This is a genomic window from Pseudomonas sp. CGJS7, from assembly GCF_036961695.1.
In genome coordinates this window covers 35479-56600 of sequence record NZ_JBAMDI010000072.1, presented here as the reverse complement: position 1 = coordinate 56600, position 21122 = coordinate 35479, and the positions used below count along the sequence as shown (strand labels likewise).

At 66.6% G+C, this 21122-nt stretch carries 17 protein-coding genes and 1 pseudogene; 8 read left to right on the top strand and 10 right to left on the bottom strand.

Annotation, left to right across the window (positions count from 1 at the left end; all coding sequences use genetic code 11):
- Both msrQ and msrP read right to left on the bottom strand, forming a co-directional pair.
- On the bottom strand, positions 1–703 hold a 703-nt coding region (gene msrQ, locus V7787_RS32645; RefSeq protein ID WP_336091529.1), incomplete at its 3' end, for a protein-methionine-sulfoxide reductase heme-binding subunit MsrQ.
- Between the two features lies 1 nt (position 704).
- Positions 705–1676 (bottom strand): protein-methionine-sulfoxide reductase catalytic subunit MsrP, encoded by a 972-nt coding sequence (msrP, locus tag V7787_RS32640; RefSeq protein ID WP_336091527.1) that lies wholly within the window; start codon positions 1674–1676, stop codon positions 705–707.
- A 185-nt stretch (positions 1677–1861) separates the two neighbouring features.
- Between msrP and serC the strand changes: the two genes are divergently transcribed.
- From serC to aroA, 4 genes and pseudogenes are all read left to right on the top strand, one after another.
- Entirely contained in the window at positions 1862–2947 is a 1086-nt protein-coding gene (gene serC / locus V7787_RS32635; protein WP_336091526.1) for a 3-phosphoserine/phosphohydroxythreonine transaminase, read from the top strand.
- A gap of 1 nt (position 2948) precedes the next feature.
- On the top strand, positions 2949–4175 hold the full coding sequence (gene pheA / locus V7787_RS32630) for a prephenate dehydratase (protein WP_336091525.1): 1227 nt from the start codon (positions 2949–2951) through the stop codon (positions 4173–4175).
- Entirely contained in the window at positions 4172–5329 is a 1158-nt protein-coding gene (hisC, locus tag V7787_RS32625) for a histidinol-phosphate transaminase (RefSeq protein ID WP_336091523.1), read from the top strand. The genes pheA and hisC overlap by 4 nt, the downstream gene beginning before the upstream one ends.
- Before the next feature lie 41 nt (positions 5330–5370).
- Positions 5371–6666 (top strand): annotated as a pseudogene (gene aroA, locus V7787_RS32620) (3-phosphoshikimate 1-carboxyvinyltransferase); the annotation flags it as partial.
- Between the two features lie 67 nt (positions 6667–6733).
- On the opposite strand, the gene V7787_RS32615 reads toward aroA, so the two are convergent.
- Positions 6734–7153, bottom strand: a complete 420-nt coding sequence (locus V7787_RS32615; RefSeq protein WP_336091522.1) for a hypothetical protein — start codon at positions 7151–7153, stop codon at positions 6734–6736.
- 534 nt (positions 7154–7687) lie between these two features.
- Here V7787_RS32615 and V7787_RS32610 point away from each other — a divergent pair.
- Entirely contained in the window at positions 7688–8911 is a 1224-nt protein-coding gene (locus tag V7787_RS32610) for a serine hydrolase domain-containing protein (RefSeq protein ID WP_336091521.1), read from the top strand.
- 152 nt (positions 8912–9063) lie between these two features.
- On the opposite strand, the gene V7787_RS32605 is transcribed toward V7787_RS32610, so the two are convergent.
- Positions 9064–9531 (bottom strand): nuclear transport factor 2 family protein, encoded by a 468-nt coding sequence (locus V7787_RS32605; protein ID WP_336091520.1) that lies wholly within the window; start codon positions 9529–9531, stop codon positions 9064–9066.
- A gap of 112 nt (positions 9532–9643) precedes the next feature.
- Between V7787_RS32605 and V7787_RS32600 the strand changes: the two genes are divergently transcribed.
- On the top strand, positions 9644–10219 hold the full coding sequence (locus V7787_RS32600) for a TetR/AcrR family transcriptional regulator (protein WP_336091519.1): 576 nt from the start codon (positions 9644–9646) through the stop codon (positions 10217–10219).
- Positions 10220–10386: 167 nt separating this feature from the next.
- Here the strand turns inward: V7787_RS32600 and V7787_RS32595 are convergent, their stop codons facing one another.
- From V7787_RS32595 to V7787_RS32580, 4 genes are all read right to left on the bottom strand, one after another.
- The gene (locus tag V7787_RS32595; RefSeq protein ID WP_336091518.1) at positions 10387–10947 is read right to left on the bottom strand and encodes a hypothetical protein; all 561 of its coding nucleotides are present in this window, start codon (positions 10945–10947) and stop codon (positions 10387–10389) included.
- A 160-nt stretch (positions 10948–11107) separates the two neighbouring features.
- Complete coding sequence (gene acnB / locus V7787_RS32590) at positions 11108–13705, bottom strand: bifunctional aconitate hydratase 2/2-methylisocitrate dehydratase (RefSeq protein ID WP_336091516.1); 2598 nt, start codon at positions 13703–13705, stop codon at positions 11108–11110.
- 140 nt (positions 13706–13845) lie between these two features.
- Positions 13846–14244, bottom strand: coding sequence for a type II toxin-antitoxin system VapC family toxin (locus tag V7787_RS32585; RefSeq protein ID WP_336091515.1), 399 nt, complete (start codon positions 14242–14244; stop codon positions 13846–13848).
- A gap of 4 nt (positions 14245–14248) precedes the next feature.
- Positions 14249–14473 carry an AbrB/MazE/SpoVT family DNA-binding domain-containing protein gene (locus V7787_RS32580; protein WP_336091514.1) on the bottom strand — a complete coding sequence of 75 codons (225 nt, stop codon included), beginning with the start codon at positions 14471–14473 and terminating at the stop codon, positions 14249–14251.
- 895 nt (positions 14474–15368) lie between these two features.
- On the opposite strand from V7787_RS32580, the gene acnA reads away from it, so the two are divergent.
- Positions 15369–18134: an aconitate hydratase AcnA gene (gene acnA, locus V7787_RS32575; protein WP_336091513.1), complete on the top strand. Its 2766-nt coding sequence runs from the start codon at positions 15369–15371 to the stop codon at positions 18132–18134.
- A gap of 153 nt (positions 18135–18287) precedes the next feature.
- Here the strand turns inward: acnA and V7787_RS32570 are convergent, their stop codons facing one another.
- Positions 18288–18707 (bottom strand): nuclear transport factor 2 family protein, encoded by a 420-nt coding sequence (locus V7787_RS32570; protein WP_336091512.1) that lies wholly within the window; start codon positions 18705–18707, stop codon positions 18288–18290.
- A gap of 100 nt (positions 18708–18807) precedes the next feature.
- The gene (locus V7787_RS32565) at positions 18808–19098 is read right to left on the bottom strand and encodes a hypothetical protein (protein WP_336091511.1); all 291 of its coding nucleotides are present in this window, start codon (positions 19096–19098) and stop codon (positions 18808–18810) included.
- 305 nt (positions 19099–19403) lie between these two features.
- Between V7787_RS32565 and V7787_RS32560 the strand changes: the two genes are divergently transcribed.
- Positions 19404–21080, top strand: coding sequence for a long-chain fatty acid--CoA ligase (locus tag V7787_RS32560; protein WP_336091510.1), 1677 nt, complete (start codon positions 19404–19406; stop codon positions 21078–21080).
- Positions 21081–21122 lie beyond the last annotated feature (42 nt).

Sequence of the window (21122 nt, the reverse complement as noted above, 5' to 3'; positions counted from 1 at the left end):
TCGGCTGTTTCGGTGTGGGCTTGGACAGGCGTTTCCACAACCGCCAACCCAGCAATACCGCGAGGATTGCCGCGTACAACGCCGGCTCGCGGATGTCGGATTTCACCAGCCACCAGAAATGCAGCACCGCCAGCACGGCGATCGCGTACACCAGCTTGTGCAGCCGGCCCCACAGGCTGCCGAGCCGGCGCATCATCGCCTGGGTCGAGGTCACCGCCAGCGGGATCAGCAGCAGCCAGGCCAGGAAACCCACGGTGATGTAGGGGCGCTTGGCGATCTCTTCGAAGATCTGGGTCCAATAGCCCTTCAGGTCCAGGACCAGGTACGCGGCCAGATGCAGGGTCGCGTAGAAGAACGCGTACAGGCCCAGCATGCGCCGGAAGCGCAGCAGCACCGGCTGGCCGGTGAGCTGGCGCAGCGGCGTCACCGCCAGCGCGATCAACAGCAGGCGCAGCGCCCACAGCCCTAGCCGGTGTTCGATTTCGGCGATCGGGTCGGCGCCGAGCCCGCCGCTGCCGGTGAGGAATTCCTCGCGGATCTGCCAGGCCAGGATCGCGGCTGGGGTCAGCGCGAGAACGTGGGCGACGACCTTGGCCACCACCACGCCGACCGGAGTCCGGCGTTGAACCTTGCCGCGCGATGGGCCCGCGTCCGCTCGACCCGTCTTGGCCGCAGCCACGCTGTTCGGAACGCCTTCGCTCATCTCAGAACCACGTCCGCAGGTTCATGCCCGCATACAGGCTGGCCACTTGATCGCCGTAGCCGTTGTACAGCCGGGTCGGGATGCGGTCGGCGAACAGTTTGCTGCCGGTGCCGGCGATCCGGCGCTCGGATTTCTGGCTCCAGCGCGGGTGGTCGACGGCGGGGTTCACGTTGGAAAAGAAGCCGTATTCGCTGGGCTGCAGTTCGTTCCAACTGGTGACCGGGCGTTTTTCCACGAAGGTGATGGCGATGATCGACTTGATGCTCTTGAAGCCGTACTTCCACGGCACCACCAGCCGCAGCGGCGCGCCGTTCTGCTGCGGCAGCGGTTTGCCGTACAGGCCGGTCGCCAGCAGGGTCAGCGGATGCATGGCCTCGTCGATGCGCAGGCCTTCGCGGTAGGGCCAATCGATCGAAGGGTAGGCGATGCCCGGCATCTGCTTGCGGTCGGCCAGGGTGGTGAAGGCCACGTACTTGGCCTTGGAGGTCGGCTGGAAGCGCTTGAGGATCTCGCCCAGCGGCACGCCCAGCCACGGGATCACCATCGACCAGCCTTCCACGCAGCGCAGCCGGTAGACCCGCTCCTGCGGGGTCAGGCCCTTGATCAGGTCTTCCAGCGCCAGTTTGCCGGGCTTGGCGCAAGCGCCGCCCACCGCGACCGTCCACGGGCTCAGCCGCAGGGTCTTGGCCGCCGCCGACGGGTCGCCCTTGTCGGTGCCGAATTCGTAAAAGTTGTTGTAGGTGGTGACGTCCTGGTAGCGGGTCAGGGTTTCATCCGTGCGGAAACCGGCCTTGAGCTGTTCCGGGCTCGGCGGCGCCGCGGCCGGCGGCGGCGGGGCTTCGGCCTCGGCGCAGCCCGACAGGCCCAGCGCCGGGCTCAGGGCCAGGGCGGCGAGCAGGCGTCGGCGGTCGCGATAGACCCCTTCATCGGTGATCTGGGAGGCGGGCAGATTGAGCACTTCGCGCAACGACATGAGACGGCTCCGGAACGGCTTGGCGGCGGGTCGCCGCGGTGGACGGTACGTATGTTTGACGCACTACGGACCGTTTAATTCCATAGAGGCAGCTGGCGGGGCAAAAGTTGCGCGAGTAACGACAGATACACACGGTGCTGCACTGCGGCATACTGCGGGGCCACCCCACTACCACGGAGCTTCCGATGTCCCGCGCTTTCAACTTTAGTGCCGGTCCCGCGACCCTGCCCGAATCGGTCTTGCTGCAGGCGCAGTCGGAACTTCTGGAGTGGAACAACGCCGGGGCCTCGATCGTCGAACTCAGCCACCGCGGTTCCGAATTCATCCAGGTCGCCGCCGAGGCCGAGCGCGACCTGCGCTCGCTGATGTCGATCCCCGACGATTACGCGGTGCTGTTCCTGCAGGGCGGGGCGACCGCGCAGCAGGCGCTGATCGCGCTGAACTTCGCCGATCCCGGCCAGACCGTGGACTACGTGGTCAGCGGCCACTGGGGCAAGACCGCATTGAAGCAGGTCAAGCCTTACGTCGCCGCGAACGTGGCCGCCAACGGCGAGGCCAACGGCTTCCGCGAGATTCCGGCGCGCGGCGAGTGGAACCTGTCCAAGGACGCGGCCTACGTCCACTACACCGCCAACGAAACCATCCACGGCGTCGAGTTCCGCGACATCCCGGACGTCGGCGACGTCCCGCTGGTGGCCGATTTCAGCTCCTCGATCGTGTCCGAGCCGCTGGACGTGTCCAAGTTCGGAGTGATCTACGCCGGCGCGCAGAAGAACCTCGGCCCGGTCGGCGTCAGCGTGGTGATCGTCAAGCGCGAGCTGCTCGAACGCGCCGGCCAGCCGCGCGCGGAAATCTTCGACTACCGCGCCCACGTCAAGGGCGAGTCGATGCTCAACACCCCGCCGACCTATAACTGGTATTTGGCCGGGCTGGTGTTCAAGTGGATGCTGGCCGAGGGCGGCGTGCAAGAGTTCGCCAAGCGCAACGCGCGCAAGTCGGCGCTGCTGTATAGCGCGATCGACAACTCCGGCGGCTTCTACCGCAACGAAGTCGCGCCGGCCGCGCGCTCGCGCATGAACGTGCCGTTCTTCCTCAAGGACGAAGCGCTGGACAAGCCCTTCCTCAAGCAGGCCGAAGCCGCCGGCCTGATTTCGCTCAAGGGCCACCGCGCCCTCGGCGGCATGCGCGCTTCGATCTACAACGCGATGCCGGAAGCCGGCGTCCAGGCGTTGGCGAGCTTCATGCAAGACTTCCAACAACGGCACGGTTGAGATGGCCAGCAAAGATACCAAGAAGCCGGCCAAGCCCGGCAAACAGAAATCGGCCGCCGCCAAGGGCGCTGCGGACAAGAGCGCGGCTGCCAAGAGCGGCGCCGCCAAGCCGAAAGCCGCCAAGGCCGAAGACGCCGCGCCGGCCGCGGCGGTGCCGGATCTGGCCACGCTGCGCGAGCGCATCGACGGCATCGACCGCCACATCCAGCAACTGATAGGCGAGCGCGCGCAGTTCGCCAATCAGGTCGGCAAGGCCAAGGGCAAGCTCGCCGCGGCGGTGGATTACTACCGCCCCGAGCGCGAAGCGCAGGTGCTGCGCCGGGTGGTCGACCGCAACGACGGCCCGCTCAACGACGAAGTGCTGGTGCGGCTGTTCCGCGAAATCATGTCGGCCTGTCTGGCCCAGCAGGAGCCGCTGAAAATCGGCTTCCTCGGCCCGGAAGGCACCCATTCGCAGCAGGCGGTGTACAAGCACTTCGGCCATTCGATCCACGGCCTGCCGTTGGCGAGCATCGAGGAAGTGTTCCAGGAAGTCGAAGCCGGCAGCGCCGACTTCGGCGTGGTGCCGGTGGAGAACTCCACCCAGGGCACGATCCAGTCCACCCTCGATATGTTCCTGACTTCCAAGCTCAAGATCAGCGGCGAAGTGGAACTGCGCGTGCATCAGCACCTGCTGTCGCGCAGCGGCCGGATCGAGGACATCGAACGGGTTTACTCGCACCCGCAGTCGTTCGCCCAGTGCAAGGCCTGGCTGCGCCAGTACCTGCCCAAGGCGGAGAAGATCGCGGTTTCCAGCAACGCCGAGGCCGCGCGCCGCGCGCGCAACGCCGACGACGCCGCCGCGATCGCCGGCGCCAGCGCCGGCAACGTCTACGGCCTGCGCACCGTCGCCGGCCCGATTGAGGACCGGCCCGACAACACCACCCGCTTCCTGGTGATCGGCCGCGAATTGTTCACCCCGTCGGGCAACGACCGCACCTCGCTGCTGATCTTCATCAAGGACCAGCCGGGCGCGCTGTACAGCGTGCTGTCGCCGTTCGCCAAGCGCGGGCTGAGCATGAACCGGATCGAGTCGCGTCCGGGCCATACCGGCCGCTGGCAGTACGCGTTCTTCGTCGACATCGGCGGCCACGTGCAAGAGCCGGCGATGCGCGAAGCGCTGGAAGAACTGCAAGAGCTCGCCCATGAAGTGAAGGTGCTCGGTTCTTACCCGGTGGCGATCGCATGAATCAGGCGGCGCAGTCGGCTCAAACGCCGGCTTTCGATGAGGCGTGGTTCGCCGCGCGCGCGCAGCCGGGCGTGCAACGGCTGAAGGCGTACGATCCGGGCCACGATCTGGTGGCCCTGCGCAAGCGTTTCGGCGTGGCGAATCTGGCCGAACTGGGTTCCAACGAGAACCCTTATGGGCCCTCGCCAGCCGCGCGCGAAGCGATTTTGAATTCGCTGCATGCGCTGCACCGTTATCCCGATCCGCTCGGCGCCGATCTCAAGCGCGCGCTGGCTGCGCGGCACGGCGTGGACGTCAAGCAGATCCAGCTCGGCAACGGTTCGCACGAGTTGTTGATGCAGTTGGGGCAGGTGTTCGCCGGCCCCGGCGATGAGATCGTGTTCTCGCGCTACGGCTTCGCGGTGTTCGCGCTGTCGACCCAGGCGGCCGGCGCGCGCATGAACATCGTCGAGGCCTTGCCGCGCGATGCGGCGATGCCCAACGGCCATGACCTGGACGCGATCGCCGCGGCGATCGGCGCGGACACCAAGCTGGTGTTCGTGGCCAATCCCAACAACCCGACCGGCACCTGGTTCGGCCGCGATGCCTTGATCGCATTCCTCGACCGGGTGCCGAGCGAGGTCATCGTGGTGATGGACGAGGCCTACGCCGAAATGGCCGAAGCGCCGGATTACGTCAGCGCCTTGAGCCTGCTCGATCGCTATCCGAATCTGGCCGTCACCCGCACCTTCAGCAAGGCCTATGGCCTGGCCGGTCTGCGCGTGGGCTATCTGCTGGCGCAGCCGGGGCTGATCGCGGTGATGGAGCGTCTGCGCGAGAGCTTCAACGTCAACGGCCCGGCCTTGGCCGCGTGCGAAGCCGCGCTCGGCGATACCGAGCATCTGCACTGGGCCTGCGCGCGCAACGCCGAGCAACGCACGGCGCTCACTCAAGCGCTGAGCCAGCGCGGTTTGCGGGTGTTTCCGTCGCAGACCAATTTCGTGCTGGTCGAATTCGGCGAACGCACGCCGCGGATCGAAGCGGCGCTGGTCGAACGCGGGGTGATCCTGCGTCCGATGGGCGGTTACGGGTTGGCCGATTGCATCCGCATCAGCGTCGGTTCGCCCGATGAGAATCGGCGTCTGCTGGCCGCGCTCGATGAGGTGCTGGCATGAGCGCGGCGGCGGCCGAACACGGCGCGCAAGCGCAACAGGCCTGGGTCGCGAGCGCCGGCACGCCATTGCGCGGCTCGTTGCGGGTGCCCGGCGACAAGTCGGTCTCGCACCGCGCGGTGATGCTCGGCGCGCTGGCCGAAGGCGTCACCCGGGTTACCGGATTTCTGGAAGGCGAAGACACCCGCGCCACCGCGCGGGTGTTCGAGCGCCTGGGCGTGCGCATCGAAACGCCGAGCGCGAGCGAGCGCATCGTCCACGGCGTCGGCCTGCGCGGACTGCGCGGGATCGATGCGCCGCTGGACTGCGGCAACGCTGGCACCGGCATGCGCCTGCTCGCCGGCGCGCTGGCGGGGCAGGCGTTCGACAGCGTGTTGATCGGCGACGCGTCCTTGTCGAAGCGGCCGATGCGCCGGGTCACCGAGCCGTTGGCGGCGATGGGCGCGCGCATCGACACCGAAGCAGGCGGCTTGCCGCCGCTGCGCATCCACGGCGGACGCGAACTCACCGGCATCGAATACACCTTGCCGGTCGCCAGCGCGCAGGTGAAGTCGGCGCTGTTGCTGGCCGGTCTGTACGCGCGCGGCGAAACCGTCGTGCACGAACCGCACCCGACCCGCGACTACACCGAGCGCATGCTCGCCGCGTTCGGCTGGCCGATCGAATTCTCGCCGGGGTACGCCAAGCTCAGCGGCGGCCACGCCTTGCGCGCGACCGACGTCGCGGTGCCGGCGGACTTCTCCTCGGCCGCGTTCTTCCTGGTCGCCGCCAGCGTGGTGCCGGGCTCGGATCTGCTGCTCGAAGCGGTGGGGATGAACCCGCGCCGCACCGGGCTGTTGGCCGCGCTGCGCTTGATGGGCGCGGACATCGTCGAAGAAAACCCGCGCAGCGAAGGCGGCGAGTCGGTCGCGGATCTGCGCGTGCGCCATGCGCGTTTGCGCGGCCTCGAAGTGCCCGAAGCGCTGGTGCCGGACATGATCGACGAATTCCCGGCGTTGTTCGTCGCCGCGGCGGTGGCCGAAGGCCGCACGGTGGTCAGCGGCGCGGCCGAGTTGCGGGTCAAGGAATCCGACCGCATCGCGACCATGGCCGCGGGTCTGCGCGCGCTGGGTGCGCGGATCGAAGAAACCCCGGACGGCGCGATCATCGACGGCGGCGCCTTGCACGGCGGCAGCGCCGACAGCCATGGCGATCATCGGATCGCGATGAGCCTGGCGATCGCCGCGCAACTGGCGTCGGGCGACGTGCGCATCGGCGATGTGGCCAATGTCGCGACCTCGTTCCCGGGCTTCGAGGCCTTGGCGGCGAAGGCGGGCATGCGGGTGGTCGCGGCGGGGTAAGCGCGCGGCTTGCTTGAACCACACGACGGCGGCCATGGGCCGCCGTCGTTGTTTGCGGGGCGCGGTGTCAGCCCATGTCCGAGACGGTCAGCGTGTACGCCAGCGCGCGATTGCCGGAGCGGAATTCTTCGATCAGCGCGAACACGGTTTCGACTTGGCCGTAGTGGTTTTCGTGTCCAGGCTCTTTGCGCCAATCGAGCATGAAGCGCAGGCTGCGATGCTTCGCCGCCAGCGTGTCGAGGTCCGGCGGCCCGATCAGTTGCAGGTATTGCGCCTCGCTGATGGGGCGGGCCCAGTCCAGCAAGGCGTAGGGCGCGGACACTTGCGGCAGTTCGAATCGGTGGATGAGCCCCAAGGCGCCGCCGGGCAAGTCGAATCCGCATGACGATAAGTCGAAGTGCATCGTGCGCGGATAATCGGGCGATCTTTGTCCGCGAATGGCGATGGGGTCGGCGAATTCGATGGCGATGTAAGCGCTGATGGACATGGGCGCGGCAGCTTGCGGACAGGGGAAAAGGATTGCTGGCCGGCGTCTTCTTGGCCAGTGCCTATTCTCGGCTGCGCCAACTCAATCCCTAGTCGCAAGCGCTTTTGCCCGTCATCCCCGCGAAGGCGGGGATCCAGAGACTTCAGAGCCATGTCGCGATAAAGCCCTGGATCCCCGCCTTCGCGGGGATGACGGTTTGAGAGGGCATGGGATCTGGCGAGGTCAGAAGTCAAAGGAATAGAGACTTCAGAGCCCTGCCTGGATAAGTCCCTGGATCCCCGCCTTCGCGGGGATGACGGTTTGAAAGGACACGGGATCGGGCGAAATCAGGGGCAGATCGGCCGGGCCGACGCAATCGGCAAAGCCCGCGCGCAAAGCCCGCACACCCCGCCCCACCGGACTCCCACGCCTGCGCCGAACCGCCCGAAAACTCAATCCGGCCGCGGCACCGCAGTGTTTCGCCACCGTCACTTGTGCACTGCATCATAAGCGCCCAGCTTGGCCCCACCCAAGCCAAGACACAGGCGCCCCAGCATGAATCTGCCCGTTCTCGACACCGTGGCCTCGGCCGCGCTCACCGCGCACCCCGCCCCGATCGCCTTGCGCGACCGCATCGACGCCGCGATCGATCGCGCGCTGGTCGAGCGCCGCCTGATCGGCGCGGTGATCCTGGTCGCCGTCGACGGCGAAACCGTCTACCGCCGCGCCGCCGGCCTGGCCGATCGCGAATCCGACCGCCTGATGCGCGAGGACGCGATTTTCCTGTTGGCTTCGGTGACCAAGCCCATCGTCGCAACCGCGGCGGTGAAACTGGCCGAACAGGGCCGGATCGATCTGGACGCACCGGTCACGCGCTATTTGCCGCAGTTCCGCCCGCGCCTTGCAGACGGCAGCGAGCCGGTCATCAGCCTGCGTCAGTTGCTCGACCACACCTCCGGACTGAGCTACCGCTTCGGCGAAGCCAGCGGCAACGATTACGACCGCTTCGAGGTCTCCGACGGTTTCGATCAACCGGGCCTGAGCATCGAAGAAAACCTGCAGCGCCTGAGCCAGACCCAGTTGCGCTTCGCGCCCGGCCAGAGCTTCAAATACTCCATCTCGCTGGACGTGCTCGGCCACGTCATGGCGCTCGCCACCGGCACGCCGCTGCCGAAGCTGATCGAAGAACTGATCCTCGCGCCGTTGGCGATGAAGGACACCGGCTTCGCCATCGCCGACTACAAGCGCACCGCCACGCCCTACACCGACGGACGCGCTGCCGACGGTTCGCATCGGCCGGCGCGCATGCACGAACACACCGAGCTGCCGTTCTACGACGGCGTGCTGCGTTATGCGCCGGGCCGTTTGGAGAACGCGAACTCCTATCCCTCAGGCGGCGCCGGCATGGCCGGCAGCGCCGGCGACGTGCTGCGTCTGCTGGAAACCCTGCGCCAAGGCGGCGGCGACCTGCTGCGGCCCGAATCGGTGGCGGCGATGCTGCGCGACCGAGTGCCCGCCTCGGCCGAAGGCCCAGACCCGGGTTGGGGATTCGGCTACGGCGCGGCCGTGCTCAACGACCCACTCGCCACCCACACGCCGCAATCGCCCGGCACCTTCGCCTGGGGCGGCGTGTACGGACATTCCTGGTTCGTCGACCCGGCGCGCAAACTGAGCGTGGTCGCACTGACCAACACCGCCATCGAAGGCATGAACGGCGAGTTCACCATCGATCTGCGCGATGCGGTGTATGCGGGTTTGGACGCGCTCATCGGCCCCTGATCTGCCGGGCCACCGCGCGAACAAACGAAGTCCCGTCTGTAGGAGCTGCGCAAGCTGCGACCGCGAAACCCGGCTTACGACGCAAGCGTGTTTCGCGGTCGCAGCTCGCGCAGCTCCTACAGGAAGCTGTCGGGATTGCGCCGGCGTCGGACTCAGAGGCCCAATTCGCTCAACCCAGGATGATCGTCCGGCCGCCGCCCCTGCGGCCAATGGAACTTGCGCTCGCTTTCCGCGATCGGCTTGTCGTTGATGCTCGCCAACCGCAACGCCATCCGCCCGTCGTCGCCGAATTCCCAGTTCTCGTTGCCGTAGCTGCGATACCACTGGCCGGAATCGTCGCGCCACTCGTAAGCGAAACGCACCGCGATGCGATGGCTTTCGAAGGTCCACAGTTCCTTGATCAGGCGGTACTCCAGCTCGCGGCTCCACTTGCGCCGCAGAAACTCCACCGCCGCTTCCCGCCCCTGGACGAACTCGGCGCGGTTGCGCCAGCGCGTGTCCAGCGAGTACGCCAGCCCGACCCGTTCGGGGTCGCGCGAGTTCCATGCATCTTCGGCCAAACGCACTTTCTGCACCGCGGTTTCGCGCGTGAACGGCGGCAACGGGGGACGGGGTTCCATATCGGCTCCAAGGGATGAGTAGAACGATCTGTCTACGTCGCCAATCTAGCCCATGTAGGACGACCTGTCTACATCGATGGAATAGGTAGACGAATCGGTCTACCATCGCCCCATGAACCGCAAAACCGCCCCGCCCGTCGCCGCGCCCGCCAGCGCGCGCGAGCGCATCCTGCAGACCGCGCACGACTTGTTCTATCTGCAAGGCATCCGCGCCACCGGCATCGACCGGGTGATCGCCGAGTCGGGCGTGACCAAGGTGACGCTGTACCGGCACTACCCGAGCAAGAACGAGTTGATCCTGGCGTTCCTGGACTACCGGCACGAACGCTGGATGACCTGGTTCGACGGCGCGCTGACTCGCTTCGGCGCGGATGTCGCGGCGTTGGCGCCGGCGATGGCCGAGTGGTTCGCCCATCCGCAGTTCCGCGGCTGCGCTTTCATCAACGCGGTGGCCGAGATCGGCCCGGCCTTGCCCGAAGCGGTGCAGCGCTCGCGCGAACACAAGCGGCAGATGCAGGCACGCATCGCCGAACTGTTGCCCGACGATGGACGCCGCGAGGCGCGCGCATCGGCGCTGGCGATGGCGGTAGACGGCGCGATCGTGCGCGCCGCCTGCGACGGGTCTGGCGATGCCGCGGTTGGTGCGCTGGCGGAGATCGTGGCGGTGTTGGTGCCGAGCGGGCGGTAGACCTCTGCGCGGTCGATACTTGCCGAACAGGCGTGGTGTCGCGGTCGCAGCTCGCGCAGCTCCTGCAGTCTGATCGCGTGATTGCGACGCGATCAGAAACTGCGCCTGCGGCCGCTAACTGCAAGCGCAACGCGGACCTCGGCCGCGCGGCAGCCGCCGCGAACGGATTACCAAATCATCCGGTATTCGCAGCCGACCAAGGTCTTGCCCGGGTGGCTGGTGATGGTGCTGACGGTCTGGGTGATCGTGGCCTGGACGCCGTCGCCCAGCGCTTCGCGGCTGACTTCGCGCACGCGGATGTGGCCGGCCAGCGGCTGGTCGCTGGGCGCGAGCTTCAACTGCTTCGACAGCGCGTCGGCGAGATCGCCGTCGAGCACCGCCAGCACGCCCTCGCCCACCATCATCAGCTGCTTGGTCGAGTGGCCGTACACGGTGATCGCCTCGGGCATGCTCAACACGCCGACGAAGGCGTTGTCGTCCTTGACCCGGCTCCATCCGGCCAGCGCGGGCTGCGCGGTTTGTTCGTAGTAGACCGGGGTCAAGGCGCTACCCATGCGCATGAAGTCGGCGCGCTTGGCCTGGCAGGTCAGGATCTTGGCCAGTTCGGCGCGCACCTGGGCGGCGTCGCGATAGGGTTCATCGTCGTCGGCGGCGACGGCGGCCAACGGCACTCCCAGCGCGAGGGTCAAAGCGGCGGTCGAGGCGAGGCGGAACAGCGATCGTTTCATAGCGAAATCCGTGTCTGATTGAGTTGAAGACGAACGACGGCGGAGCGATCCCCCACGCCTCCGTCGTTGCCGGCGCGATTGTCCGATCCACATCGCGCCAGCGCAAAGAAAAACCCCGGCGAAAGCCGGGGTTTTTGTTTGCCGCTATAGGCGAGCCGAATCAGGCGGCGACGGTGTCGGCGACCTGCTTGTAGTCTTCGATCTGATCGAAGTTCATGTAGCGGTAGATCTTGTCGCCGTTGGCGTTGAGCACGCCGACGTCGGCCATGTACTCCTCGCGGGTCGGGATGCGGCCCAGACGCGAGCAGATCGCAGCCAGTTCGGCCGAACCCAGGTACACGTTGGTGTTGCGGCCCAGACGGTTGGGGAAGTTGCGGGTCGAGGTCGAGAACACCGTCGCGCCCTCGCGCGCCTGCGCCTGGTTGCCCATGCACAGCGAGCAGCCCGGCATTTCCATGCGCGCGCCGGCGGTGCCGAAGGTGCCGTAGTGGCCTTCCTTGGTCAGCTCGGACGCATCCATCTTGGTCGGCGGCGCGACCCACAGACGGGTCGGGATGTCGCGCTTGCCTTCCAGCAACTTGGCGGCTGCCCGGAAATGACCAATATTCGTCATGCACGAACCGATGAACACTTCGTCGATGACCGCGCCGGCCACGTCGGACAGGGTCTTCACGTCGTCCGGGTCGTTCGGGCAGGCGACGATCGGCTCGACGATTTCGTTGAGGTCGATGTCGATGACCGCGGCGTACTCGGCGTCGGCGTCGCCTTCCAGCAACTGCGGGTTGGCCAGCCAGCCTTCCATCGCCTTGATCCGGCGCTGCAGCGAACGCGGGTCGGCGTAGCCTTCGGCGATCATCCACTTGAGCAGGGTGATGTTGCTGGTCAGGTACTCGATGATCGGTTCGGCATCCAGCTTCACCGTGCAACCAGCGGCCGAGCGTTCGGCCGAGGCGTCGGAGAGTTCGAAGGCCTGTTCGACCTTGAGCTGCGGCAGGCCTTCGATTTCCAGGATGCGGCCGGAGAAGATGTTCTTCTTGCCCTGCTTGGCGACGGTGAGCAGGCCGCTCTTGATCGCCGCCAGCGGAATCGCGTTGACCAGATCGCGCAGGGTCACGCCGGGCTGCAGTTCGCCCTTGAAGCGGACGAGCACCGACTCGGGCATGTCCAGCGGCATCACGCCGGTGGCCGCGGCGAACGCGACCAGGCCGGAACCCGCCGGGAACGAAATGCCGACCGGGAAACGGGTGTGCGAGTCGCCGCCGGTGCCGACGGTGTCGGGCATCAGCATGCGGTTGAGCCACGAGTGGATGACGCCGTCGCCAGGACGCAGGGCGATGCCGCCGCGGTTGCTGATGAAGGCAGGCAGGTCGTGGTGGGTCTTGACGTCGACCGGCTTGGGGTAGGCGGCGGTGTGGCAGAACGACTGCATCACCAGGTCGGCGCTGAAGCCCAGGCAGGCCAGATCCTTGAGCTCATCGCGGGTCATCGGGCCGGTGGTGTCCTGCGAGCCGACCGAGGTCATCTTCGGTTCGCAGTAGGTGCCCGGACGGATGCCGGCCTGCTTGCCGTCGACTTCCGGCAGACCGCAGGCGCGGCCGACCATCTTCTGCGCCAGCGAATAGCCCTTGCCGGTGTCGGCCGGGTTGCTCGGCAGGCGGAACAGGGTCGAGGCCGGCAGACCCAGCGCTTCGCGCGCCTTGGCGGTCAGGCCGCGGCCGACGATCAACGGAATGCGGCCGCCGGCGCGGACTTCGTCGAGCAGCACGTCGGACTTCAGCGCGAACTCGGCGATCACCTCGCCGTTCTTGAACGCCTTGCCCTCGTAAGGACGCAGTTCGATCACGTCGCCCATGTTCATCTGCGACACGTCGAGTTCGATCGGCAACGCGCCGGCGTCTTCCATGGTGTTGTAGAAGATCGGCGCGATCTTCGAACCCAGGCACACGCCGCCGAAGCGCTTGTTCGGGATGAAGGGGATGTCCTCGCCGGTGAACCACAGCACCGAGTTGGTCGCCGACTTGCGGCTGGAACCGGTGCCGACCACGTCGCCGACGTAGGCGACCAGGTGGCCCTTGTCCTTGAGCGATTCGATGAAGGCGATCGGACCGCGCTTGCCGTCTTCTTCCGGCTCGATGCCGTCGCGCTTGTTCTTGAGCATCGCCAGCGCGTGCAGCGGGATGTCCGGACGGGTGGTCGCGTCGGGCGCGGGCGAGAGGTCGTCGGTGTTGGTTTCGCCGGTCACCTTGAACACGGTGACGGTCATGCTCTGCGGCACTTCCGGCTTGCTGGTGAACCACTCGGCGTCGGCCCAGCTCTGCAGCACGGACTTGGCGTTGGCGTTGCCCTTCTCGGCCTTGTCCTGGACGTCGTGGAACGCGTCGAACATCAGCAGGGTGTGCTTGAGCGCTTCGGCGGCGACGGTGCCGACTTCGGCGTCGTCGAGCAGTTCGATCAGCGGATGGATGTTGTAGCCGCCGAGCATGGTGCCCAGCAGTTCGGTAGCGCGGGCGCGCGAGATCAGCGCGTTGCTCTCCGTGCCGAACGCGACCGCGGCCAGGTACGAGGCCTTGACCTTGGCGGCGTCGTCGACGCCGGCGGGAACGCGGTGGGTGATGAGGTCCAGCAGGAACTCGCCCTCGCCGGCCGGCGGAGCCTTGAGCAGCTCGATCACGTCGGCGGTCTGCTGGGCGGTCAGGGGCAGCGGCGGAATGCCCAGCGCGGCGCGCTCGGCGATGTGGTGGCGATAGGCTTCCAACATGAAAAATCTCCGCGTGAATCTGGGTGGAAAAAGTCGGGGTAAACACTAAGGGTGTGGCTAAAAACGGGTGGAGCGAACCGGGTCGTTCAACGCGCTCGGTCCGAGCAGAAACGTTTGCGGCACCCCGGTGTCGCGTGGGCTCAGGCTTGCGGCACGATCAACTTCAAGCCCTTGAAGTAGTCGCGATAAAACGTGTCGTTCCAGGTGATCAGGCCGTCGCACTGCAGCAAGGCGTGGGCGCCGAGCAGAAATTCGCCGAGCCGCCGCGCACCGCCGCCGCGCTGGCGGTGGCGCCGGTGCATCTCGCCCGCGCGCAACGCCGACTTGGCTTCCAGCGCGCTGAAATGGATGCCCATTTCTTCCAGCGCCTCCTGCACCTCGGCGCCGCCGCGCAGCGCCGCGCAGATCTCGGCTAGGCTGATGTCGCACACCACCACGCGGCCGCCGACCAGGCTTTGGCGCAGGCAGGACTCGACCGCGTCCGCCTGCGGGCCGTCGCTCAGCAGTTCGATCAGGACCGGCGAATCGACCGCGATCATCGGCTCACTCCTGCTCGCGCACCGCGCTTACCGCTTCTTCGCTGGAGCCGAAGCCGTCCAGGGCGAACTTGCCGCGGGCCTTGGAGATCGCGTCGTCGACGCTCTTGCGCAGGATGATGCGGCTGCCGTCCAACTCGACTTTCAGCAGCGTGCCCTTGGTCAGGCCGAGCGCATCGCGCACCGCCTTGGGAAGGGTGATCTGACCCCGCTCGGCGACAGTGGCTTCCATAGGTACGCTCCCGAAAGTATGCGCGCATTATACATACCTGGACGGTCATACCGCCAATGGCGATGGGTGCGGCTGCCTCGGTCGAGGGGCCGGTTGGCGCTGACCAGCCCTCGCCTACCGAGCAATAACCACCGTTAATACAGACACTTAGCCAACGCCTCCAGGCCCGGACGGGCGACCGCTGGCGAGTCCGTCCAGCTTCATGGGATCGCCGCCGTTCAGGTATGCATCGGCGTCCGGCAGGTCCGAGTCTTACCGGCAGGCCCCGCGGATGCGCCGTCATCGCGACACGATTGTCCCTGGCGCGGGTTGCAGGGCGGCGACGCTCCAGATCGCCCGAGCGGCCACCAGCGACCAGGCAGCCCTGGCGCGCGGCTAGAGCGCGCTCGCTTGCCTCGAACGAATGCGGACCGCAGCCACGACGCAACCGCATGCGAACAAGACGATGCACCGTACGAGTCTGGAGTTGGCCGAGCGCCAGTCATCGCATTCGCCCGATCCTTGCGCGTCGCCGAGCGAAGCCGGCGCACCGACTCGGCAATCGCCCCTACTAGCGCTTCGAACGCGGCGTCATCGCCGAACGCACGCAGGCGCGCTCGAACCTACGAACATGTGCGAGCGTCATCTCCACGCAACACTGCGTTGCCGCGGGAACGGCACGATCGTCGAGAGAACCGCCGCAAACGCGCATAAAACCCCGACAGCCCGCACATGTCCCGGGACTCCGCCCGTCACCGGACTCGAACTATGTCGACACCGTCTGCACATCGGGCCCTGCGCAACTGGTAGATAATCCGACCAAGGACCCGCAACGCACCGCGCCGCCCGGTCCAACGCAAGCAGCCTCCTCGCCCGGCGCGAGGCGCGAGCCAGCACCTTCATAGGAGTTCACCGCATGAGCGACTCGTTTTCCACCCGCCGCCAGTTGTCCGTCAACGGCCGCGACTACACCTACTTCAGCCTGCCGGCCCTGGGCGAGCGCTTCGACATCGGCCGCCTGCCCTACTCGATGAAGATCCTGCTGGAGAACCTGCTGCGCCACGAAGACGGCGGCATGACGGTCGGCAAGGAACACATCGAAGCGGTCGCGCAATGGGACGCGAAAAAAGAACCCGACCAGGAAATCGCCTTCATGCCGGCGCGGGTGGTGCTGCAGGACTTCACCGGCGTGCCCTGCGTGGTCGATCTGGCGGCGATGCGCGACGCGGTCGGCAAGCTCGGCGGCAACGCCAAGCAGATCAACCCGCTGATCCCCTCCGAACTGGTCATCGACCACTCGGTCCAGGTCGATGTGTTCGGCAGCCCCGACGCGCTCGACCTCAACGGCAAGATCGAGTTCCAGCGCAACAAGGAGCGTTACAGCTTCCTGCGCTGGGGCCAGAAGTCGTTCGAGAACTTCAAGGTGGTGCCGCCCAACACCGGCATCGTCCATCAGGTCAACCTGGAGAACCTGGCGCGCGTGGTCATGGGCCGCGAAGTCGACGGCGAACTGCAGGCGTTCCCGGACACCGTGTTCGGCACCGACAGCCACACCACCATGATCAACGGCATCGGCGTGCTCGGCTGGGGCGTGGGCGGCATCGAGGCCGAGGCGGCGATGCTGGGCCAGCCCTCTTCGATGCTGATTCCGCAGGTGGTCGGCTTCAAGCTCAGCGGCCAGTTGCCCGAAGGCACCACCGCCACCGACCTGGTGCTGACCGTCACCCAGATGCTGCGCAAGCTCGGCGTGGTCGGCAAGTTCGTCGAGTTCTACGGCGACGGCCTGCAGCACCTGCCGCTGGCCGATCGCGCCACCATCGCCAACATGGCGCCGGAATACGGCGCGACCTGCGGCATCTTCCCGATCGACGCCGAGGCGGTGACCTATCTGCGCCTGTCCGGCCGCTCGGAAGAGCAGATCGCGCTGGTCGAAGCCTATGCCAAGGCCCAGGGCCTGTGGCATGAGCCCGGCGCCGCGCACGCGACCTACTCGACCACGCTGGAGCTCGATCTGGGCGACGTCAAACCGTCGCTGGCCGGTCCCAAGCGTCCGCAGGACCGGGTGCTGCTGGAAAACGTGCATTCCAACTTCCAGGAAAACCTCGGCCCGCTGATCGCCAACCGCAAGCCCAAGGTCGGCTGCGCGATCGAAGAGCTCAACGGCGAAGGCGGCGACCAGCCGCAGGCCAATCATTTGGCGGCCAAGCCGGTGTCGAAGATCCGGATCAAGGAACAGGACGCGGAACTGTCCGACGGCTCGGTGGTGATCGCCGCGATCACCTCGTGCACCAACACCTCCAACCCGGCGGTGATGCTCGGCGCCGGCCTGCTGGCGCGCAACGCGGCCAAGCTCGGCCTGAAGTCCAAGCCGTGGGTGAAGACCTCGCTCGGGCCGGGCTCGCTGGTGGTCACCGATTACCTGAAGAAGGCCGGCGTGCTCGACGATCTGGAGAAGCTCGGCTTCTACGTGGTCGGCTACGGCTGCACCACCTGCATCGGCAATTCCGGCCCGCTGCCCGACGAAGTGTCCAAGGGCATCGCCGAGAACGAGCTGGTGGTGGCCTCGGTGCTGTCGGGCAACCGCAACTTCGAAGGCCGCGTGCATCCGGAAGTCAAAGCCAACTACCTGGCCTCGCCGCCGCTGGTGGTGGCCTACGCCATCGCCGGCACGGTCAATATCGATCTGACCAAGGAGCCGATCGGCAAGAGCGACGACGGCCGCGACGTGTTCCTGCGCGACATCTGGCCTACCAATAAGGAAATCGGCGACATGATCGCCGCCACCGTCGGTCCGGAGCTGTTCGCGCAGAACTACGCCGACGTGTTCAAGGGCGATACCCGCTGGAACCAGATCGCCTCGCCCGACGGCGAATCCTTCCAGTGGGACGAATCCTCGACCTACATCAAGAACCCGCCGTATTTCGACGGCATGACCATGGACATCGGCAGCATCGACGATGTCCATGGCGCGCGGGTGATGGGCTTGTTCGGCGATTCGATCACCACCGACCACATCTCGCCGGCCGGCAACATCAAGAAGGACTCGCCCGCGGGCCGTTTCCTGCAGGAGCGCGGCGTGCAGCCGGCCGACTTCAACAGCTACGGCAGCCGCCGCGGCAACGACGATGTGATGGTGCGCGGCACCTTCGCCAACATCCGCATCAAGAACCTGATGTTCGGCGGCGAGGAAGGCGGCAACACCCTGTACTTCTCCAAGAACGGCGGCCAGGGCGAGAAGCTGGCGATCTACGACGCGGCGATGAAGTACAAGGCCGACGGCGTGCCGCTGGTGGTGTTCGCCGGCAAGGAATACGGCACCGGCTCCTCGCGCGACTGGGCGGCCAAGGGCACCAACCTGCTGGGCGTGAAGGCGGTGATCGCCGAGAGCTTCGAGCGCATCCACCGCTCCAACCTGGTCGGCATGGGCGTGCTGCCGTTGCAGTTCAAGGACGGCGAGAACGCGCAGAGCCACGGGCTGGACGGCTCGGAGGCGATCGACGTGATCGGGCTGGACGACGGCAAGGCCAAGACCGCGACGGTGGTGGCCAAGAAGGCCGACGGCAGCGAGACGAAGTTCGAGGTGAAGGTGTTGCTGTTGACGCCGAAGGAAGTGGAGTACTTCCGGCATGGCGGCATCTTGCATTACGTGTTGCGGCAACTTGCGGCGAAGAAAGCCGCCTGAGCAATGGGCTTTGAAGCCCCTCTCCCGCTTGCGGGAGAGGGGTTGGGGTGAGGGCAATCCAGCCTGCGTCGTAGCTCGATAGTTCGCGCGCCCTCATCCGCCCTGTCGGGCACCTTCTCCCGCAAGCGGGAGAAGGACACGTCATCGCCCCTGCTACAACCCCGGCGTCCACTTCGCCGACGTCATCCGCCATTCCCCGTCCTCTTCGCGCCAGCCAGTACTGACTTGGTACATCCGCGCCGCGTCGGGCAACACCTGCCCCGACCCACCGGTCAAAACCGCGCTGAAGTTCACCGTCGCATGCCCGGCCGACGTCTGCAGATCCAGCGGCCCCAAGGTCACGCTCAAATCGCTATAGCGCATGAAGCTCGCCACCGCGAGCCGGCGCGCGCCCTTCCGGTCGAGCCCGTCGGGACCGACGAAATCCTCGGCCAGCATCTCTTCCACCGCCGCCGAATCGCGCTGACCGATCGCGGTATTCAAGCCATCGATGGCCGCGCGCAAGCGCACTTCCGGCGCTTCGGGCCGGCTGCACGCCGCCAGGCAGGCCAGCAAGGCCAGCGCGCCGATCAAGCGCCGGGCCGAACCGAATCCGCCAGCGAACCACCCGCATCCGCCCATCCCGGCGCCCTCGCCCGGCCTCCGCGAACTCGACACCCGGCCACGCGCGACGCTAGCGAATTTCGACATCGGTACACACTCCATTCTGGAACCAGACTTCGGCGAGCAAACCACCAGCCCGCCACTGCGCCACATCGCGGCCGTGATCCATGCCGCCGTAAAAATACGCGGGCCCGGCGCGCTCGACCACGTAGGCGTAGTCCTTGCCGATCAAGCCGGCGTGCGGCGCGAACAACGCCCGCAACGCCGCTTCGGCCTGATCGCGCCGGCGACGGCGCAGCGCCACGATCCCCGCCGCCACAGCCGCCGCGAGCGTTCCCAGCGCCAGACTCACGCCGCCCATCGCAGCCCCGCGTCCGTCCGGCCGATCCGCACGCACCGCTGGCCGACCGCCCGCCTGGGGGCCGTGATAGGCAATGTAAGCATTCGCGATCCTGTGGGCTGGCGACGGCTTTGGAACGACCGTTCGGGTGGTAGCTCGAACGCATCCTGACAGGTTCGCCGCCGCGCCAACAACGCCGGGGCCGCGCGATTCCGCGCCGCCTTGCCAGTCAGTAGAGCCTATGCTCCAATCGAGAAAACACCGTACGGCGGCGCACACAGCGGGCCGGTCGGCCAGAATCGCAGCGATTTAAAGAGGGGATCGCGATGAGTTTCGAACGTCCGTGGCTTGCCCACTATCCGCAAGGCGTACCAGCCCAGATCGATGTCGACGAATTTCCGTCCGTCGTTTCGGTGCTTGAAAACGCGATCGAGAACTACCGCGACCGTCCCGCCTTCTCCAATTTCGGCAAGCAGCTGACCTACGGCGACATCGACCGGCTCAGCGCCCAGTTCGCGGCCTACCTGCTCGGCGAACTCAAGCTCAAGAAGGGCGATCGCGTCGCGATCATGATGCCCAACTGCCTGCAGTATCCGATCGCGACCTTCGGCGTGCTGCGCGCCGGCCTGACCGTGGTCAACACCAATCCGATGTACACCCCGCGCGAGCTCAAGCACCAGCTCGACGACTCCGGCGCGAAGGTGATCTTCGTGCTCGACAACTTCGGCAAGACCGTGCAGGACGTGGTCGCCGGCACCGACATCAAGGTCATCGGCACGGGCCTGGGCGACATGATCGGCGGGCTCAAGGGCCCGATCATGAACTTCGTGCTGAAGTACGTGAAGAAGATGGTCCCCGATTACGACATCCCCGGCGCGGTGCGGTTCCGCGACACGCTCACGCTGGGGCAGATGCACAAGTTGCCCGAGGTCGAGATCTCCTCCGGCGACATCGCCTTCCTGCAATACACCGGCGGCACCACCGGCGTGGCCAAGGGCGCGATGCTCACCCATCGCAACCTGGTTGCGAACATGCAACAAGCCGCGGCCTGGGTCGGCACCAACGCCAAGCTCGGCCAGGAAATCATCATCACCGCCCTGCCGCTGTACCACATCTTCGCGCTGACCGCGAACGGGCTGGTGTTCATGAAGTTCGGCGGCCTCAACCACATGATCACCAACCCGCGCGATATGCCGGCGTTCGTGAAAGAGCTAAAGAACACTCCGTTCACCGCCATCACCGGCGTCAACACCCTGTTCAACGGCCTGCTCAACACCCCGGGCTTCAGCGAGGTCGATTTCTCCAAGCTGCACCTGACCCTGGGCGGCGGCATGGCCGTGCAGCGCTCGGTGGCCGAGCGCTGGAAGCAGGTCACCGGCATCACCCTGGTCGAGGCCTACGGCCTTACCGAAACCTCGCCGGCGGCGTGCATCAATCCGATGGATCTGCCCGAGTACAACGGCTCGATCGGCCTGCCGATCTCCTCCACCGACGCCTGCGTCAAGGACGAGGACGGCCGCATGCTGCCGCTGGGCGAAGTCGGCGAGCTGTGCATCAAGGGCCCGCAGGTGATGAAGGGTTATTGGCAGAAGCCCGAAGAGACCGCCAAGGTCATCGACGACGACGGCTGGCTGCACACCGGCGACATGGCCAAGATGGACGACAAGGGCTTCTTCTACATCGTCGACCGCAAGAAGGACATGATCCTGGTCTCCGGCTTCAACGTGTACCCCAACGAGATCGAGGACGTGATCGCGATGATGCCCGGCGTGCTGGAAGTCGCCGCGGTCGGCGTGCCCGACGACAAGTCCGGCGAAGCGGTCAAGGTGGTGATCGTGAAGAAGGATCAGGCGCTGACCGCCGATGAGGTCAAGGCCCACGCGCGCGCCAATCTGACCGGTTACAAGCACCCCAAGTTCGTCGAATTCCGCAAGGAACTGCCCAAGACCAACGTCGGCAAGATCCTGCGCCGGGAGCTGCGCGACCCCTCGCCCGGTCACTGAACCCGACCTTCCGGCGCCTTCGGGACGCCGGTCGGCGCTTTA

What these genes read in the sequence shown, in the direction of transcription:
- msrP (WP_336091527.1), bottom strand. Translation starts at nt 1,676, where the DNA reads ATGTCGTTGCGCGAAGTGCTCAATCTGCCCGCCTCCCAGATCACCGAT.
- serC (WP_336091526.1), top strand. Translation starts at nt 1,862, where the DNA reads ATGTCCCGCGCTTTCAACTTTAGTGCCGGTCCCGCGACCCTGCCCGAA.
- pheA (WP_336091525.1), top strand. Translation starts at nt 2,949, where the DNA reads ATGGCCAGCAAAGATACCAAGAAGCCGGCCAAGCCCGGCAAACAGAAA.
- hisC (WP_336091523.1), top strand. Translation starts at nt 4,172, where the DNA reads ATGAATCAGGCGGCGCAGTCGGCTCAAACGCCGGCTTTCGATGAGGCG.
- V7787_RS32615 (WP_336091522.1), bottom strand. Translation starts at nt 7,153, where the DNA reads ATGTCCATCAGCGCTTACATCGCCATCGAATTCGCCGACCCCATCGCC.
- V7787_RS32610 (WP_336091521.1), top strand. Translation starts at nt 7,688, where the DNA reads ATGAATCTGCCCGTTCTCGACACCGTGGCCTCGGCCGCGCTCACCGCG.
- V7787_RS32605 (WP_336091520.1), bottom strand. Translation starts at nt 9,531, where the DNA reads ATGGAACCCCGTCCCCCGTTGCCGCCGTTCACGCGCGAAACCGCGGTG.
- V7787_RS32600 (WP_336091519.1), top strand. Translation starts at nt 9,644, where the DNA reads ATGAACCGCAAAACCGCCCCGCCCGTCGCCGCGCCCGCCAGCGCGCGC.
- V7787_RS32595 (WP_336091518.1), bottom strand. Translation starts at nt 10,947, where the DNA reads ATGAAACGATCGCTGTTCCGCCTCGCCTCGACCGCCGCTTTGACCCTC.
- acnB (WP_336091516.1), bottom strand. Translation starts at nt 13,705, where the DNA reads ATGTTGGAAGCCTATCGCCACCACATCGCCGAGCGCGCCGCGCTGGGC.
- V7787_RS32585 (WP_336091515.1), bottom strand. Translation starts at nt 14,244, where the DNA reads ATGATCGCGGTCGATTCGCCGGTCCTGATCGAACTGCTGAGCGACGGC.
- V7787_RS32580 (WP_336091514.1), bottom strand. Translation starts at nt 14,473, where the DNA reads ATGGAAGCCACTGTCGCCGAGCGGGGTCAGATCACCCTTCCCAAGGCG.
- acnA (WP_336091513.1), top strand. Translation starts at nt 15,369, where the DNA reads ATGAGCGACTCGTTTTCCACCCGCCGCCAGTTGTCCGTCAACGGCCGC.
- V7787_RS32565 (WP_336091511.1), bottom strand. Translation starts at nt 19,098, where the DNA reads ATGGGCGGCGTGAGTCTGGCGCTGGGAACGCTCGCGGCGGCTGTGGCG.
- V7787_RS32560 (WP_336091510.1), top strand. Translation starts at nt 19,404, where the DNA reads ATGAGTTTCGAACGTCCGTGGCTTGCCCACTATCCGCAAGGCGTACCA.